Genomic DNA, 16,614 nt, shown 5'->3' on the forward strand with positions numbered 1-16,614 from the left:
CCCCACCCGCCTACGCGGTGGGGTAGTTCATGTGGCAATATCAACCTCAGCGTCGCTCAGAGAGCTGGCTGGATGCCATCACAGATGCGCGAACTCAGCTTGAATTGGCCCTCGAAGATAGCCCCAGCTTGAGGGGATATCTCGGCCTTTCCGGAGACTTGTCCCTATGCTTTGGAGCTGGCCTTGGCAGAAGATTGACTGTCAAGCCCCTCTCCTTTTGGCAGAGGCAACTCAGAGATCGCTGGATATTAGAGGATAAAGCCCTCTCAGCACTTTCAAGCAGAAGCCCGCCCTTGCCAACTGCGCATCTTGCCGGGGTTAAGCAATCCATAGGGATCCACTTCTTCCTTAAAACGGAGCTGGCGCGGATCCATCACTTTGCGACCCCCCTCTTCGATGATGAAAGTGTGGGGATTGGCGATGAAGACTCCCTGCGCCTCGTGATAGCGCATGATCTCGTTGAGGCGTTCTTCCGTTGTAAAGCGCACAATTTGCAGGCCGACCGGGGTAGCCTGCCCCCGGATGCGAATCCACTCCAGGTGCATCAGCACTTCGTCGCCAAAGCGCTCGTACAGGTGCTGCACCACCTTCAGCTCCCGATCGGGCGGAAAAATCGATTGTAGATAGGTCAAATTGGGATCCACGCTGCGGCAGTGCAGGGTGGTGTGGTTCCAAGAGAATTCCCCCAGCGAGATCCCCTTGCTGGCCTCTTGAGCCGTTTTGTTGTAGACCACCTGGCCGCCATGCTCCCGAATGAGCTCCAGCAACGGCTCTAGGCTGTACTCGGCCACCATCAAGAGGGCCACGGCGGATCCCTGGGGCAAGTAGTCCTGCAAGGGGACGAAGTAGCGAGGGATCGGCCAGGCGTGCAGGCTGATGAGTTTCTTCAGGATCCCATCTGCCTCGGCCAGAGCCTGGCCAAAGTGGGCGCAGGGCATAAACCCCCCCTCCGGCGGGAAGGCCACCACCAGCTCCGCCCAAGGATAGGCCGGCGCCAAGGGAATCTCCACCTCGGTGATGATCCCGTTGAGGCCCCAGGCATGGCTGACTTTAAACACGTCGTCTCCCCGCAGCTCCAGGGCCCGCGGCTCCTCTTCGACTGTAATCACCCGCAGCCCTAAGATGTTGCCCCGATCCAGCAGTTGGCCGTAGGTCACAGAGCCGATGCCGCCGCTACCGCCGGCAATGAACCCCCCAATAGTGGCGGTGCGGTAGGTGGAAGGGGCCATACGGATCTCCCAGCCCAGCTCGCGGGTGTGTTTGTCGATGGCCATCAGCTTGGCCCCCGCCTGTACCCGCGCCAAGCCCGGCTTGGCCCAGATTACCTGGTTGAGCTTGCTCATGTCCAGGATCACACCGCCAGCTAGGGGGATGCACTGGCCATAGTTACCGGTACCGGCGCCGCGCACGGTCAGGGGTACTCTCCACTTGGCACAGGCCGCCGCCACCCGCATCACTTCTGCTTCATCGGCAGGGCGCACCACCACTTCCCCGCGCTTGTTGCTCAACTGGCGGCTGAGCACAGGGCTGTAGTGGTAAAAGTCCAGCGACAACTTGGCAACTTGCGCCGGATCGGTGATGGTTTCAAGGTCGGCCAGCTCAGAAAGCAAGGCCTGCAATTTTCCAGAAGCAGCAACGGTCATAGGGATCCCCAATTGGATAGCAGGCTACTTAGACTCCATTGTCTGTGCAAAGGGCCGGCAGAAAGGCTCACCAGAGACAGAAAACGCCTCTCCAGGGGATCCCGGCCCGTCCCGAGCATCAGCCGAAGCGGCCCTCTACGTAGTCTTTGGTCGCCTCTTTGGCAGGGCTGTTGAAGATCACCTCCGTTCGGTCGAACTCCACCAGTTCGCCCACGCGGTTGGATCCCACCAGCTCCACGCTGAAGAAAGCCGTCATGTCCGAGACGCGGCTGGCCTGCTGCATGTTGTGGGTGACGATAATGATGGTATAATCCTGCTCCAGCTCCTTCATCAGCTCCTCGATGCGGCGGGGGGGGATGGGATCCAACGCCGAGCAGGGCTCGTCCATGAGGATGACATCCGGCTGTACCGCCAGGGCACGGGCGATGCAGAGGCGCTGCTGTTGCCCGCCCGATAGCGACTGAGCGTTTTCTCTCAGCCTATCCTTGACCTCGTCCCAAAGGGCGGCCCGCTTGAGCGAAGTTTCCACCACCTCGTCCAAGTCCACCTTCATCCTCAGCACCCGCGGGCCATAGGCAACGTTGTCGTAGATGCTCTTGGGAAAAGGGTTGGGCTTCTGGAACACCATGCCAATGCGCCGCCGCACCGCCACCGGATCCACATTCTCGGCGTAGAGGTCTTTGCCGCGGTAGGTAAGTTTGCCCTCCACGCGCGCCCCCGGGATCAGGTCGTTGGTGCGGTTAAAGCAGCGCAAGATGGTACTTTTGCCACAGCCAGAAGGCCCGATAAAAGCCGTAATTTGCCGGGCAGGAATATCCATGGTGACGTTTTTCACCGCCAGGTTCGAGCCATAGTAGACGCTCAGGTTTTCCGTTCGGAAGACGTAGGTGGTTGAGTTAGCAGATTGAGTTTTCATGATCCCACTCGCAGAAAGTTCGTCAAGAGGCTAATTCACACCTGGCCGCTGTCCGACAAGGCTTAAACTATCTTCTGGCTTTGTAGACCAGGAAGCGGGCCAGCAAGCTGGCTGCCAAAACAATGGCCAGCAGCACCAGGGCTCCTGCCCATGCCAGCTCCTGCTGCACCTTGAAGGGAATAATTGAGAAGAAGTAAACCATTACCGGCAGGGTAGCCACCGGTCCAAACAGGTTGGTTGACCAGAAATTGTTGTTGAAGGAAGTAAAAAGTAGAGGTGCTGCCTCGCCGGCAGCCCGCGCCAAGGCCAAGATTAAGCCCGTTACAATGGCCGGAGCTGCTGCCGGCAGGACGATGCGCATTGTGGTCTGAAAGCGAGTGGCCCCCAGGCCAACCGAAGCCAAACGCATATCCGGCGACACCAAAAGCAGTGCCTCTTCCGTGGAGCGGATGACAATGGGCAGCATCAACACGCCCAGGGCAACTCCCCCCGAAAAAGCCGAGAAGCCGGATCCCCGCACCACCAAAGCGTAGGCAAACAGGCCGCAGAGAATGGCCGGCACGCCCGTGAGCACGTTACAGGAGAACTTGACCAAGTAGGCCAAGCGGCTGCCGCGGCCAAACTCCGACAGGTAAACGGCCGCTAGGATCCCGAAGGGAAAGCTCAAAGCCGCCCCCGTGGCCAGAACCAATACGCTGCCGACGATAGCGTGGCCAAACCCCCCCTCTGCTAACCCTGGAGCCGGGTAGCGAGTCTCGGTGAGGACGTCCCAGCTTATCCTCTGGATGCCCTCCTTACCGATGTCCCACAGCACCCAAGATAGGGCAGCTATGATGGCGGCCACAAACAGTCCGCTCAGCAGCGTCAAGGCAATGCTCGTGTATCTCCGCAGGGGGGCAACAGCGGCACGGCTAATGTCGATCTCCTCAGGAACAAGCTGGGCTGACTGGGACATGATGACGAGGCTCCTCGGTTACTGCTCCAAGTTTTGAAACTTGCGGATGATGATCTCGGCCATGACGTTAACCAACAGGGTCAGCACCATCAACACCACACCGGCATACATAAGGGCCGACACCTGCAGGCGTCCTGCTTCGCCAAACTGGGAAGCAATCAAGCCGGTAATGGTGGATCCTGGCTGCAGCAGGGAGATGTTGATGCGGTTGGCGTTGCCGGAAATCATCGCTGCCACCATGGTCTCCCCCAAGGCCCGTCCCAATGCCAGCATGATCGAGCTGACAATGCCCGACAGGCCCGCCGGGATCATCACCGTCAAGATCGTCTCCCAGCGGCTGGCTCCCAACGCCAAGGCGCCCTCTTTGAGGCCCCGGGGCAGCGATTCAAGGGTGCTGCGGGTGATGGAAATGATGATGGGGGAAATCATGATCCCCAGCACCATGGCTACAATCAACAGACTGGGGCCTCGGGGAGCCGGGCCGCCGAAGAAAGGGATCCACCCCAGCGTCTGATTGATGGCTCGGAAGATGGGCCGCACCGCCGGGATGAGCACAAAGATGCCCCACAGCCCCAGCACCACACTGGGAATGGCCACGATCAGCTCAATGGCAAAGGCAATCGGCGCCGTTATCCACTTGGGGGCAAAATCTTCCGTCAAGAAAATGGCGGTGCCGATGCCCAGAGGAATGGCAAAAATCAGGGCCACCAGAGAGGTCATCAAACTGCCGTAGATCTGGGGCAACACCCCATAGATGTTTTCCACCGGGTTCCAGCGGCTGGTGACCAGAAAGCCCAAGCCAAACTGGCGCATGGCCGGCAGGGCTGCCTCAGTGGTCTGCACGATCACCCAAATGAGAATGATGCCGGCAAACCCTGCCAGCACCAAAGTTAGGCGGACAAAACCCACGTCGAGGGCGCGGGAAACATCCATTTTCTTTTCAATAGCAACATCCGTTGATAAGTCGTAGTCTCTGGCTGCCGAAGTCATAGGATCTCCCCTATGGCAATTCTACTTGTGGGCAGATTGTGGCAAAACCTCTCTCACCCTACATTCCATCGGTGTTGCAGTTGTCTGTGTCCTGGCCAACAGTGAACACCAAAAGCTTGTTGGACTCAGACTGGCGACAACGTCAAAAGTCAGTGCCGACAGAACTTTTACCCGTTAAAAATCAGCAAAGCGGCAAGCCAGTAGTCAACAGGAAGAGCACAGCCTCTTGTTGACCACTGGCCCTCAACTAACACCTTTCAACAGGACAGCAACTCATCGCTTCGCGTTGGGGTTGACCTTGATCTTATCCAGCTCGGCGAAGATCCGCTGGATGGCCGGCTCCGGCATGGGGATGTAGTCCAGTTCTTTGGTGATGGCTTGGCCCTCTGGCCCCTGCGTCCACTTGATGGCTTCCACCAGCTTCTTCAGCTTTTGCTCGTCAGGATATTCACGGTAGAGCATCACCCAGAACAAACCAACGATGGGGTAGTCGTCAGGCCCTTCGGGATCCGGCACCAGCAGGGCAAAATTTTCGGGCAGGGGAGCGTTGAGGGCAGAAGTAGCCCGCTCAGGAGAAAACTCGACAATCTTGCCCGCTTTGTTTTCTATGCGAGCAGTAGTCAGTTGCTCCAGCTTAGCAAAGGACTGGTTCACATAGCCAATTGCCCCTTGCTCCTGCTTGATGGTGGCAGCTACCCCTTCGTTGCCCTGGGCACCGATGCCAACCGGCCACTCCACCGTGGTTCCCACGCCGCCCTTCCAGTTGGGGCAAGCAGCGTTGATGTGGTTGCTGAACACGAAGGTTGTCCCAGAGCCGTCAGAGCGGTGCACCCAGGTGATGTCCAGCGCGGGCAGCCGACTTGCCAGGTTGGGGTTTTGGGCCTTGATGCGAATGTCGTCCCAGCGGGTGATTTCGCCGGTAACAATGCCACAGTAGGTTTCCCGCTTGAGCACGAGCTCTTTGTCGCCGATGCCGGGCAGGTTGTAGGCAAATTCAATGGCGCCCCCCGCCAGAGGCAGTTGCAGGGGCTCGTAGCCGTATTTCTCTTTGAAGCTCTTGTAGCGAGAGGCGTTGTACTTTTCGGTCATCGGGCCCTCGGAAGCACCGAAGTCCACCGTGCCGTTGATGTATTGCTCCAGACCGGCACCGCTCCCAACAGACTGGTAGCTGACTTGCACATTGGGATCTACGGTGCGATTGTAGGCATCAAACCAGCGCTGCAGCAGCGGCGCAGCGAAGGTAGCACCTGCGCCAGAGATTTGCACGGTTTGGGCTTGGGCCGGGGCCAGCGCCAGGGCTCCCACCGCCAAAGCCGCAATAGAAGAAACAGAAGCAGAGAGCAGAGATCGCATAAGAAAGAAATGTCTGATTTTAATCGACGCCTATAACCCTACAACCTCAAGGTTAAGAGTAGAATATGTTAAGGTTAAGTTTAGGTTAAGCCAGAAGAAAAAGTCGGTGTCTTTCTGAATGAGGTGATTGCTATGAGCTCTTGATTTTTTACCTGGTGATTTGCTTGGGTTTAGATAGCAGCAAAAAATGATCCTGGAGCTCAGGATCTGTGAAAAGCTTATTTTGCAAAGCTTTTAGCTTGTCTTAGACTTGGCTAGGTGACCTCGATCCAAATAAAAGATGATGCTGGCCAGCCAGAAAAAAAGTTTGAACAGAAGATAAGTTGCGCAGAACCTAGAGCAGAAAGCTGCCCCAAATCTTGCCAAGCTTATATAGGCTTATGTAGGGTTCAATGTGTCCAGAAGAGCCCCCGCAAGAACTTCTTTCTTGCTTTTGCGGAGAGCGTTGAGTTGGCTAGAAGAGTAACCTCAGCACTCTAGACGTCAAGCAGCTCCTCAAGTTCCCCGACCAGAGGGGAAAGGGGGAGGTCTAAGCCGGGATCCGCCCGCCGCCCATCAGGTACAGCAAAGCCATGCGCACCGCCACGCCGTGGGCAACTTGCTGCTCGATGAGGTTGAGGCTGGGATCCTCCATCACCTCAGAACTCAGTTCCACGCCGCGGTTGACCGGGCCGGGGTGGAGAACCCTCACCTCGGGGTGGCACAGGCGCAGCCGCTGCTGGGTGAGGCCGAAAAGGTGGTGGTATTCCTGCAGGCTGGGGATGAGGAATTCGCTCATCCGCTCCCGTTGCAGGCGCAGGGCGATGACGAAGCGGACTCCTGCTAGGGCCGGCTCCAACTGCCAGTGCACCGGCAGAGTATGGCCGGGCACAAACTGGGCAAAGTCTTTGGGCAACAGGGTGGGCGGGCCGGCCAAGTGGACGTCTGCGCCAGCGGCCACTAGAGCATAGATGTTGGAGCGGGCTACCCGCGAGTGGAGGATGTCGCCGACAATGGCCACCTTCACCCCCTGTAGCAGCTCGAGGCGAGGTCGCTGCGGATCCAGGTGGCTACAGAGGGTAAATAGATCCAGCAAACCTTGAGTGGGATGTTCGTGCAGGCCGTCCCCCGCATTTAGCACCCCCGCTGGGGATCCGCGGCGGTCGATCTCGGCGGCCAACTGCTGCGGCACCCCGGCCTGGGCGTGGCGGACGATGAGCACGTCGGATCCCATGGCCAAAAAGGTGCGAACCGTATCCAAAATGGTTTCCCCCTTGCTTAGCGAAGAGGTGCCGGGGGAAAAGTTGAGCACATCCGCTGACAGGCGCTTGGCTGCCAGCTCAAAGCTGTTGCGGGTACGGGTGGAAGGCTCGAAAAACAGCGTCACCACCACCTTCCCCTGCAGGGTGGGCACCTTGGGCAGCCGCCGGGTCAGCACTTCCTGAAAGCTGGCGGCGGTTTGCAAAACAATTTGATACTCTTCGCGGGTAAAGTCCGCCAGCCCCAAGACATGTTGCCGCTGCCAAGCCATAGGGGATCCTCAAATGCCCAAGCGGGCAAAGATCTCGTCCAGGTGGGCAAGGTGCCGCCGCGGGTCAAAGCAAGCCTGCAGCTCCGCCTCGCTCAGGTGGGCCATTACTCTGGGATCCGCCAGCAGATTGGCGTGGAAATCTCCACCAGGCTGATTCCAGGCGCGGTGGGCATTTTCCTGCACCAGTCGGTAGGCTTCCTCACGGCTCAAGCCCTTCTCCACCAAAGCCAAAAGCACCTGCTGGCTGAAGACAACACCGCCGTAGAGGGTAAGGTTGCGCTCCATGTTGGCAGGGTAAACCTGCAGGTGGCGCACCAGATCTGCCATGTTGACCAATAGGTAGTGGCAGAGGATGGAGGCATCGGGCAGGATGACCCGCTCTACAGAGCTATGGGAAATATCCCGCTCATGCCAAAGGGGAATGTTTTCCAGGGCCGAGACAGCATAGCCCCGCAAGAGGCGGGCAATTCCCGTCAGTTGTTCTGCTTTGACGGGGTTGCGCTTGTGGGGCATGGCGGAGGATCCCTTTTGGCCGGGGGCAAAGTACTCCTCAACCTCCAGCACCTCTGTCCGCTGTAGATGGCGGATCTCAGTGGCAAAGCGCTCCAGAGAAGACCCAATCAAAGCCAAGGTCTGCACATACTCGGCGTGGCGATCGCGGGAGATCACCTGCGTTGAGACAGTATCCGGTTTGAGGCCTAAGCGGGCGCAGGCCAACTGTTCCACCTGGGGGGGCACATTGGCGTAGGTACCCACGGCGCCGGAGATCTTGCCCACGGCGACCACCTCCCGCAGGCGTGTCAGGCGCTCCTGATGGCGCAGGCACTCGGCTAGCCAGCCGGCCAGCTTAAAGCCAAAGGTAATAGGCTCGGCATGGACGCCATGGGTGCGGCCCATCATCAGGGTGTAGCGGTGTCGGCGGGCCTGCTCACGCAAAGCAGCGATGAGGTCGGCCAGCCGAGCTTGCAAGATCTCAACCGAGGCTCCAAGCTGCAGGGCCAAGGCCGTGTCCAACACATCCGAGCTGGTCAAGCCCAGGTGGATGTAGCGCCCCGCCTCGCCCACATGCTCGTTGAGGTTGGTCAAGAAGGCAATAACATCGTGCTTGACTTCCGCCTCGATTGCCAAAACCCGCGCCGGGTCAAAGGCAGCTTTGGCTTTGATCTCCTGCAGGGCCTCTTGAGGGATCCGCCCCAGCTCCGCCTGCGCCTCACAGACGGCCAGCTCTACTTGTAGCCAGGTCTGGAGCTTGTGGGCGGTGGACCAAATCTGGCCCATTTCCGGCAGAGTGTAGCGCTCGATCAAGGTGCCTTTTCCGTCAGTACGATAGGATAAGCCAAGCTATTTTAGCTAATCCGCCTCTCATCCCGGGTCCAAAGCGGGGCTTCTCGGCGGGTTGGTTAAGTGCAAGGATGGCCCCTCTTGCCGGCAGTCTATACTGGACTGGGTTGGGATCCTCAGCGGAGCACGATGAAGCGGCGATGGGGAAGGGTGGCTCTCATAGGTTGCTTGGCGGCATTCCTGGCTCCTGCCCCCGCCCTCTCTTTGCCCACCTCCCCCACTCCTCCTGAGAAGACCTCCACCCGAAGCTCTGCTTCCGAGCTTAACTGGCAGGGATCCCTCAAGTTCCTGCGCGGGGATCCGGTGGCGGCTTTGGCGGATCTGGATCGGGCAGTGGAGTTGGATCCCACCTATGCACCGGCCTACGTTAACCGCAGCTACGTTTACAACCAGTTGCGCCAGCCCCAAAAAGCCCTAGCCGATGCAGAGCGGGCCATCCAGTTGGATCCGGGGATCCCAGAGGCCTACTTTAGTCGCGGCGTGGCCCACCTGCAACTGGGGGAGCGAGAGGCTGCCATGGCTGACTTTCGCCAGGCGTTGGCTCTTTTTTCCCAAAGCGGCAACTTTGCTGACCAAGCCATCCTGCAGCAACTGTTGCGCCAGTTGGGGGTGGAGTAGTCGGCCTTGGATTAATCCAGGACCATCTCGGATTTAGACAAACTAAGGAGGCTCTCCCAACCACTCGGCCAGGGAAACTGCCTGTGCCTGCAGCCTGAAGACATGACAAAAAGATTGCACCAACACTGGGGCTACGGCAGCCATTGTTACCTCCGGACAAAACTGCACCAGGGATCCCACCGGGCGATCGGGGATCCCACAGGGCACGATGGCCGCGAAGGCAGCCAGATCCGGACAGACGTTGAGGGCAAAGCCGTGGTAGGTAACCCAGCGAGAGACCTTGATGCCGATGGCCGCCACCTTGTGGCCTTGCACCCAAACCCCTGTCAGGCCAGGGAGCCGCTCCCCCCGCAGGCCAAAGTGGGCTACGGTCTGGATGAGCACCTCTTCTAGGTGGCGCAGGTAGCGGTGCAGATCCGGCTGGCCATGGGAGCCGTAGACAGTCCTATGGCGCTTTAGGTTCAGTAGGGCATAGCCCACCCACTGGCCCGGCCCGTGGTAGGTCACCTCGCCGCCCCGCTCCACCCGCAGAACCTCCGGTCCCTCAGGAGCAGGGGACTCTGGCTGAGTATCCGGGGATCCTATCCGTCCAGCCAGGCTTTTGAGAAACTTGGGATCGGCCCCTGCCCCCAGGGTGTAGACCGGCGGGTGGGTGAGCAACAAAAGCCCATCCGGCACCTCAGGATCGCGGATCATCCGGGCCAACCGGGCCTGCTGCCAAGCCCAAGCGGTGCGGTAGGGCACTTCTCCTGCCAGGTGAACTTGGAGAAGCGGCACAGGCTCCAACCCTTGCCCAGATCAGGCCACCGGTAAGTTGACCTGGGCCCGTAGCCGCTCGAGCAGAGCTCGGGGATGTAGCAGCCCTTCAATGCGGTCAACCGGCTTCCCGTCTTTAAACAGGATCAGGGTCGGCACAGCGTAGATCCCCCAGCGAGCAGCGATGTTGGGGTACTTTTCGGTGTCGACCTTAACAAAGGAGATGGCGTCCCCCACTTGGGGCTTCACCTGCTCCAACACCTGGGCCATGACCTGACAGGGACCACACCAGGTGGCGTAGAAATCCACCAGAATGGGAGTTTTGGATCCCTGGATCATGTCGTCAAAGCTTTTGAACTGCTGTTTGTGGGCCATGGGCGACCTCCGCAGGATGCTGTGGAAAAACTTAGAATGCAACCTATTTGTAGTCTAAATGTTTGAGATGGAAATGTGGGTAGAGATTCTGCGACCGCTTGCTGTCGGTTTCCCGGTAGGATGGCTAGGGCTTGGTTGGTACCTGTAGTCTAGGGGGCGGGCTGGACGGAAGGGGCAGGCTTTAGCAGGGCTTAACGATTGCAAGGAGTGGGATCCCGATGGCAACAATCCGGATGGTGAGCCGAGGTGTGGTGGCCGGCGTATTGGCTGGGGTGGGCTTGAGCCTCTGGGGGGTCTGGCGTTGGCTGGGGGATCCCTCAGGCTGGATTCAGGTGGTGGCCGGGCTGCTCTTGAGTTTGGCGACGGTGCTGTACTGGCGGAAGACTCGCCCCGCCGACTGCCTGGTGGTGGAGCCGCAGAGCTGGCACCTCAACCGCCTCAGCCCCGATCACTGGCTGATCCAGGCGGAGTTCGTGGCCCGCAACCTCAACCCCATCTTTGAGGTCACCTTGGCCCAGGTGCAGCCGCGACTGCATTTGCTCAGTGCCAGCTCCATCGAAGGGATCCAAACCCAGATCCGCCTGCGCTCCCGCCATGTGGATCTGCCCCCTCGCCAGGACAACTACTGGCAGGCCTACATCATTACCCCCCAAAGCCAGACCGGCTTGGAAGTGGAGATCGAGCTGAGGGGGCAAGGGCTGGCAGATTTGCGCTCGGCCTGGCTGGAGCTGGACTACGTCCAGTACGGGCGGCAGCGGCGCACCCTTAAGACTAGCCACCTAATCCTGCCCTTGCAGGAAGTGGATCCCTTGCCGGAGCTGGGCTGGCAGCAGCAGGGGCCATTGAGTTGGGCTGCCATTCCCACCCCTCTGCTTACCCCCAGCGATGACCTTGCCGAGGTGCTGCAGCGCTACGTGGGCCCTCACATCCAGCCCGGTGATATCGTGGCCATCTCGGAAAGCGCGGCGGCCATTGTCCAGGGCCACTTTCGCCATCCCCTGCAGGTGCAGCCTGGCTGGCTAGCCCGCACCCTCTGCTACTTCTTCCCCTCCAAGACCAGTCTCTCGAGCTGCTACGGGATGCAGACGCTGATCGACTGCTCGGGAGCCTGGCGGGTGCTGGCGGCTTTTGTTGTCGGATCCCTGGCCAAGTTGTTGGGGATCCCAGGGGTGTTCTATGCCCTGGCGGGGGAGCAGGCCGACCTCATCGACGATGTCACCGGCACCTTGCCCCCCTACGACCAGTTCATCGTCTTAGGGCCGCGGCAGCCGGCTAAGCTGGTGGCTGAGCTCCACGCCCAGACCGGCTACGAGGTGGCCATTGTGGATGCCAACGACTTGGGAGAGGTAACTCTTCTGGCGGCCAGCCCAGGGGTGGAGCGGGAGCTGGTGGAGCAGGCGCTGCGCAAGAACCCGGCGGGCAATGCGGCGGAGCAGACCCCCCTGGTGCTCATCCGGAAGCGGCTGCCGGCATCGCCTGGGATTTGAGAGCCTGCATTGCCTGGTGGGTCGACAAGAAGAAGCGCTCAGCGCCCACTTTTTCCACAAACCCCACCCTTTTGAGGCGATCCATCACCGGCCCCTTTACCTCGGCTAGGGCAAAGCCCACCCCCATTTGGTGCAGACGTTCCACCAGTTGGGTCAGGGCCTCCAGAGCGCTGCCGTCGATGAAGTTAATGGCGCTGGCCACCAGCAGCACCTGTTCCACTTCCGGCCGCGCTGCTACCTCTTGCAGAATGTACTCTTGCAGGTAGGCGGCGTTGGCAAAAAACAGGCTCTCATCCACTCGCACCGCCAAGATGCGCGGATCGGTAATCACCTCATGGCGCAGCACGTTGCGGTAGTGCTCGGTACCCGGCACCTGGCCAACAATGGCAATGTGGGGGCGGCTGGCCCGCCAGAGGAAGAGAAGGATGGAGGCCAGCACTCCCAGACCAATCCCCCGCTCCACCCCAATTGCCAACACGCTGGCAAAGGTGAGCAGCCAAACGAGGGCATCGCCGCGGTCGTAGCGCCAGCTCTGCAGCAGGGGGTGAAAATCCACCAGTCCCAGCACCGCCACCAGCACAACGGCAGCTAGGGTGGCCTGGGGCAGGAAAGTAAACAGGGGCATCAGCCAGATCATGGCCAGAGCTATCAGGGATCCCGTAATGACCGAGGCCAGACCGCTGTTGGCCCCCGCCTGAGCGTTCACCACCGAGCGGCTGATCCCACCCGTGACCGGAAAGCCACCGCTGACGGCTGCTGCCACGTTGGCCACTCCCAGGGCCACCAGATCCTGGTTGGGATCCACTTTCTGCCGCCGCTTGCTGGCTAGGGCCTGGGCCATGGCATAACTTTCCGTAAAGCCCACCAAGCTGAGGGTTAGGGCGGTGGGCAGCAGGGATCCCCATTCTGGCCAGCTCAGTTGGGGAAACGTCAGCGGTGGCAGGCCAGCCGGAATGGATCCCACCACCGCCACTCCCGCTCTCTCCGAGAGGTTTAGCCCCCAAACCAGCAGGGTGGTTAAGAAAACGGCCGCCAGGGGAGCACTCTTAGTGAGCAGCAACTCCCAGAGGGGCGGGATCCCCCAGCGGCGCAGTTGCGCCGGCAGCTTCTGCTGGGCGTACACCAACAGGGCGATGGACAACAGCCCCAGCCCCAGGGTGACCCAGTTGACCCCATCCAGGCTCTGCCACAGCCGTTGCACTAGCAGCCAGAAGGACTCGGTGTTGGCAATCTTCACCCCCAGCAGATGGCGGAGCTGGCTAAGGGCAATGATTAGGGCTGCGGCACTGCTAAAGGCCGTTATAACCGAGTGGCTCAGGAAATTGGCCAAAAACCCCAGGCGCAACAGCCCTACCCCTAGCTGGATCAGGCCCGCTTCCAGAGCTAAGCCCAGCGCCAACTGGCCATACTCCGGGCTGCCCGGCTCAGCCAGCGGCTCCAAACCCGAGGCTACCAGCAGGGCGATGATGGCCACCGGCCCCACCGACAAAGCCCGGCTGGATCCCAGGAAGCCGTAGGCGATGACCGGCAGGATGCTGGCGTAGAGGCCTGTCTCGGGGGGCAGGCCGGCCAGCAGCGCGTAGGCCATGCTCTGGGGCACCAACAGGATGGCCGAGACCACCCCGGCAATGAGATCCCCCGGCAGATCCTCTCGCTGGTAGCGAAGCCACCACAGGGAATCCTTGGCCAAGGGCAGGTAACGCGCCCAGATCCCCTGCTTTGGGGAAGAGGCGGACGGGATCCCGCTCATAGCGTCTGACCCCGGTTCCAGGGCAGGCGGGCCAAAAGCAGCGCCAGGCCACAGGTGTTGGTGATCCCGGCAAACACCAGCCCCGCTCCCACAAAGCCACTCAACACCAGCCAGGCCGGGTGGACAAAGGCTCCCAGCAGGGTTCCTATGAGCACCAGGGATCCCGCTGTAATCTGCACCTGTCGCATTAGCGAGATGGGCGCGTTGCGGGTGCGGGTGGTGGGCAGCTTGGCGGCCTTCCACGCTTCGATCCCACCTTTGAGGCTAATGGCTTCCGGCCAGGCGTATTCGAGCAACTGACAGCCGGCACGGATGGAGCGGCTGCCCATGCGGCACTGCAGCACCACCGGCTTTTCCGGCGTCGAGATCGGCACCTTGGCGGGGTCAAAGGTAGATAGAGGCATGTTGATCGCCCCCGGGATCCGCTCGTCGTGGTATTCTGCCGGCTCCCGCACATCAATGAGCTGTACCCGCCCTTGATCCAGCCACTGCTTTAAAGTCAAGGCGTCGATCTCCTTAAGACGGGGATCCCGTTCCTGCTGAGCTGTAGGATTTTGTTGGGTTACGGTCATGGTTTCTTCCTTGCTTCTAGGGTTGTTGTAAGACTTAGGGATTTCTAATTTTCCTCCTCCAGCAACCTGCTGGGCTCGCCAGGATAAAACTGGCTATCCAGGATTTGCTCGGGAGAGTAAGGGCAGGTCTTGGGAAAAGTCTTTCTAGGCAGCTTGGTCTCTTCTAGAGCCAGTTGGAGCGCCCTCAGGTAAGACTTGGAGATGGCCTCCGGCAAATAGGGTCTCAGGCTTGGGTTTTCCTCCAGCAGATCCAGAACTTCCTGCCGCTGCACCTGTAGGGTAAGAAGCCAGCTTACCGATCTGGCCTGCGGCTGATACTCCCACTTCAGAAGGTGCCCCACCAAAACTCCCAGCTGGTTACGCAGCTCTTGCCGCTGTTGCCTGCCCAATGATTCCATCTCCTCAATTAAATGGGGCAGATCCAGCTTCTCCCAGGCCCGCTCCCGCAGAAATTGGGCTTGTTGCTGAGTCCAAGCATAGAAATCCCTCTCATAGAGATGTTTGGGATCCACTCTCAACCCTCCCCTTTCTGACGGGCCGCCTGACACTAGCAACTAAACTGCGGCTGCCACTTGGCCGCACTGCTCGTTGGCCGGCACCGCTTCCTGGATCTTCTTGGGCTGCGGCAGGTTGAGGCTGTTCATCAGGGCAATAAAGCTCTCCCGCGAGCGCAGCTTACCGGTTTCCGGATCCACGAAGCGGGGGTTCCAGCGCTTCTCCTCGCCAATGGTGGAGACGGTGTGTCCCCGGTAGTCATGGCCGGGATAAACCAGCGTCTCGTCCGGCAGGGTAAACAGGTGCTGCGTTACGTGGTCGTACATCAAGCCGGGATCCCCACTCTGGAAATCCGTACGGCCACAGCCGCGAATCAGCAGCGAGTCTCCTGTAAGAACGCGATCCCCATTGACGCGGTAGGTCATGTGGCTGTCGGTATGGCCCAGGGTGGCAATGGCCTCGATGACAATGGATCCCACCTGCAGTGTTTCCCCGTGGCCGATGAAGCGGTCGGCACATTGCGCCTTGGCCTGAACCGGCACCACCCCTTGGCAGCCGCTCAACTCCCGCAGCTTGCCGGTGCCGGTGATGTGATCGGCGTGGACGTGGGTTTCCAAGCAGTACTTCAAGGTCAGACCCAGCTCTTGAATTAACTTCCAGTCCCGCTCCACCTGCTTCAACACCGGATCCACCAGTACGGCCTCGCGGGTGTCTGGGTCTGCGATTAAATAGGTGTAGGTGCTCGTCTCGGCGTCGAACAGTTGGCGAAATAGCATGCTGCCCTCCTGTCTGTTGACAAAACCCGAAAGCGATCCGAATTCGGGTCTCTAGAGCTACTATATAACTATTTAGTGTTAAAATCAAGCTACCACCTCCCTCAAGACAGCCTATGGATTGGGACAAGCTTGTGCAAGCTGGCAAAGACGAGTGCCAGTTGACCCTGACGCCGGAAGTGCTGACCAGCGTGGCGGAGTACTTCAAGGTTCTGGCGGAGCCCAGCCGGCTGCAGATCCTGTGTCAGTTGCGCTCGGGGCCCAAGAACGTTACCCAAATCCTAGAGGCCACCGGCATGGGCCAGGCCAACGTTTCCAAACATCTCAAGATCCTGGCGCAGGCAGGGATCGTCAGCCGCGAGCCCAGGGGCGTGAGCGTCTACTACCAAATTGCGGATCCCATCTGTTTTGAGCTGTGCGAGGTGGTGTGCAAGCAGTTAATTAAGCGCCTCAGGCAGCAGGCTCGGCAATTGGAGCCGCTGGCGGCCCTTCACTCCGGCAGGCTAAGCCGCGAAGGCTCCTGAGGGCGGGGGCGGCGCAGCATAAGCAGCATAAGAGGAAGGCTCAGCAGCCCAAACAGGGCCACCACGGCAGCCATGATCCAGATGAGGAAACGGCTGGGGCGAAAGTCGCCCGCCTCGATTTGCCGCATCACCTGGTTGTAGCGCCAAGCAGAAAGGCCGATCATCCAACAGGAGGCCCAAGTTGTGGGTGCTCAGGCGGCCGTGCGCCGGAGCGGGCTGCTTGGGGGAGCTGGCGGCTTCGATCTGCTGCAAAAAGAGGCTGAAGCGGGCGAGGGCAAAGCCAAAGGCAATGAGAGCCACAGAGGTGCGCAGCCAGGCCAGAAAGGTGCGCTCGTTGGCCTGGTGGGCGATCTGGGGGCAAGTTCATGGGCTACAGGGATCCCTCAAGGGCTGATTTTAAGACAGCGGGGATCCGGCAAGCTGGCCTTCTCCGGCTGGCGGGGAAAATAAAAGGCGGTGCGTTTACATACTTCCACCAGCATCAGCATCACCGGCACCTCGATCAACACCCCTACGACGGTGGCCAGGGCGGCCCCGGAGTTCAAGCCAAACAACA

At 59.9% G+C, this 16,614-nt stretch carries 17 protein-coding genes and 3 pseudogenes; 4 read left to right on the plus strand and 16 right to left on the minus strand.

All coding sequences use genetic code 11. The features are described from left to right. Window positions 1-29 precede the first annotated feature (29 nt). Window positions 30-89: pseudogene (locus tag NW835_RS04140) on the plus strand (DUF29 domain-containing protein); the annotation flags it as partial. 186 nt (window positions 90-275) lie between these two features. Here the strand turns inward: NW835_RS04140 and NW835_RS04145 are convergent. The 7 genes from NW835_RS04145 to purB all read right to left on the minus strand — a co-directional run bounded on the left by NW835_RS04145 (window position 276) and on the right by purB (window position 8,672). Then, on the minus strand, window positions 276-1,643 hold the full coding sequence (locus NW835_RS04145) for an FAD-binding oxidoreductase (protein WP_414414586.1): 1,368 nt from the start codon (window positions 1,641-1,643) through the stop codon (window positions 276-278). Window positions 1,644-1,761: 118 nt separating this feature from the next. Continuing rightward, window positions 1,762-2,559 carry a phosphate ABC transporter ATP-binding protein PstB gene (gene pstB / locus NW835_RS04150; RefSeq protein WP_414414587.1) on the minus strand — a complete coding sequence of 266 codons (798 nt, stop codon included), beginning with the start codon at window positions 2,557-2,559 and terminating at the stop codon, window positions 1,762-1,764. A 67-nt stretch (window positions 2,560-2,626) separates the two neighbouring features. Further along, entirely contained in the window at window positions 2,627-3,514 is an 888-nt protein-coding gene (gene pstA, locus NW835_RS04155; protein ID WP_414364782.1) for a phosphate ABC transporter permease PstA, read from the minus strand. Between the two features lie 18 nt (window positions 3,515-3,532). Further along, the gene (pstC, locus tag NW835_RS04160; protein ID WP_414334982.1) at window positions 3,533-4,504 is read right to left on the minus strand and encodes a phosphate ABC transporter permease subunit PstC; all 972 of its coding nucleotides are present in this window, start codon (window positions 4,502-4,504) and stop codon (window positions 3,533-3,535) included. A gap of 273 nt (window positions 4,505-4,777) precedes the next feature. Further along, window positions 4,778-5,857, minus strand: coding sequence for a phosphate ABC transporter substrate-binding protein PstS (gene pstS / locus NW835_RS04165; protein WP_414414588.1), 1,080 nt, complete (start codon window positions 5,855-5,857; stop codon window positions 4,778-4,780). Between the two features lie 529 nt (window positions 5,858-6,386). Further along, entirely contained in the window at window positions 6,387-7,367 is a 981-nt protein-coding gene (locus NW835_RS04170) for an aspartate carbamoyltransferase catalytic subunit (protein WP_414414589.1), read from the minus strand. Between the two features lie 9 nt (window positions 7,368-7,376). Then, entirely contained in the window at window positions 7,377-8,672 is a 1,296-nt protein-coding gene (gene purB / locus NW835_RS04175; protein ID WP_414414590.1) for an adenylosuccinate lyase, read from the minus strand. 204 nt (window positions 8,673-8,876) lie between these two features. Between purB and NW835_RS04180 the strand changes: the two genes are divergently transcribed. Further along, a complete protein-coding gene (locus NW835_RS04180; RefSeq protein WP_414414591.1) occupies window positions 8,877-9,326 on the plus strand; it encodes a tetratricopeptide repeat protein in 450 nt (149 codons plus the stop codon). A 42-nt stretch (window positions 9,327-9,368) separates the two neighbouring features. Here the strand turns inward: NW835_RS04180 and lipB are convergent, their stop codons facing one another. Continuing rightward, a complete protein-coding gene (gene lipB / locus NW835_RS04185) occupies window positions 9,369-10,103 on the minus strand; it encodes a lipoyl(octanoyl) transferase LipB (protein ID WP_414414592.1) in 735 nt (244 codons plus the stop codon). Window positions 10,104-10,124: 21 nt separating this feature from the next. Beyond that, window positions 10,125-10,457, minus strand: coding sequence for a thioredoxin (trxA, locus tag NW835_RS04190; RefSeq protein ID WP_414334976.1), 333 nt, complete (start codon window positions 10,455-10,457; stop codon window positions 10,125-10,127). A gap of 218 nt (window positions 10,458-10,675) precedes the next feature. On the opposite strand from trxA, the gene NW835_RS04195 reads away from it, so the two are divergent. Further along, entirely contained in the window at window positions 10,676-11,944 is a 1,269-nt protein-coding gene (locus NW835_RS04195; RefSeq protein ID WP_414414593.1) for a hypothetical protein, read from the plus strand. On the opposite strand, the gene NW835_RS04200 is transcribed toward NW835_RS04195, so the two are convergent. The 4 genes from NW835_RS04200 to NW835_RS04215 are packed head-to-tail and all read right to left on the minus strand — an operon-like array spanning window position 11,907 to window position 15,537. Further along, window positions 11,907-13,694, minus strand: coding sequence for a SulP family inorganic anion transporter (locus tag NW835_RS04200; RefSeq protein ID WP_414414594.1), 1,788 nt, complete (start codon window positions 13,692-13,694; stop codon window positions 11,907-11,909). The two genes, NW835_RS04195 and NW835_RS04200, sit on opposite strands and share 38 nt — an antisense overlap. Continuing rightward, window positions 13,691-14,266 (minus strand): rhodanese-like domain-containing protein, encoded by a 576-nt coding sequence (locus NW835_RS04205; protein ID WP_414414595.1) that lies wholly within the window; start codon window positions 14,264-14,266, stop codon window positions 13,691-13,693. Before NW835_RS04205 ends, NW835_RS04200 begins: the two co-directional genes overlap by 4 nt. 44 nt (window positions 14,267-14,310) lie before the next feature. Further along, window positions 14,311-14,778, minus strand: coding sequence for a DUF29 domain-containing protein (locus NW835_RS04210; protein WP_414414596.1), 468 nt, complete (start codon window positions 14,776-14,778; stop codon window positions 14,311-14,313). A gap of 42 nt (window positions 14,779-14,820) precedes the next feature. After that, window positions 14,821-15,537: an MBL fold metallo-hydrolase gene (locus NW835_RS04215; protein ID WP_414414597.1), complete on the minus strand. Its 717-nt coding sequence runs from the start codon at window positions 15,535-15,537 to the stop codon at window positions 14,821-14,823. A 113-nt stretch (window positions 15,538-15,650) separates the two neighbouring features. Here NW835_RS04215 and NW835_RS04220 point away from each other — a divergent pair, with 113 nt between their 5' ends. Beyond that, the gene (locus NW835_RS04220; RefSeq protein ID WP_414362765.1) at window positions 15,651-16,058 is read left to right on the plus strand and encodes an ArsR/SmtB family transcription factor; all 408 of its coding nucleotides are present in this window, start codon (window positions 15,651-15,653) and stop codon (window positions 16,056-16,058) included. On the opposite strand, the gene NW835_RS04225 is transcribed toward NW835_RS04220, so the two are convergent. The 3 genes and pseudogenes from NW835_RS04225 to NW835_RS04235 form a co-directional block, all read right to left on the minus strand. Further along, window positions 16,025-16,222, minus strand: coding sequence for a hypothetical protein (locus tag NW835_RS04225; RefSeq protein WP_414414598.1), 198 nt, complete (start codon window positions 16,220-16,222; stop codon window positions 16,025-16,027). The two genes, NW835_RS04220 and NW835_RS04225, sit on opposite strands and share 34 nt — an antisense overlap. 88 nt (window positions 16,223-16,310) lie before the next feature. Further along, a pseudogene (locus tag NW835_RS04230) lies at window positions 16,311-16,409 on the minus strand (DUF202 domain-containing protein); the annotation flags it as partial. 32 nt (window positions 16,410-16,441) lie between these two features. Next, window positions 16,442-16,614, minus strand: a pseudogene (locus tag NW835_RS04235) (arsenical-resistance protein); the annotation flags it as partial.

This window comes from Synechococcus sp. OH2, assembly GCF_047462155.1.
In the GTDB taxonomy this organism is placed as follows: Bacteria; Cyanobacteriota; Cyanobacteriia; order Thermostichales; family Thermostichaceae; genus Thermostichus.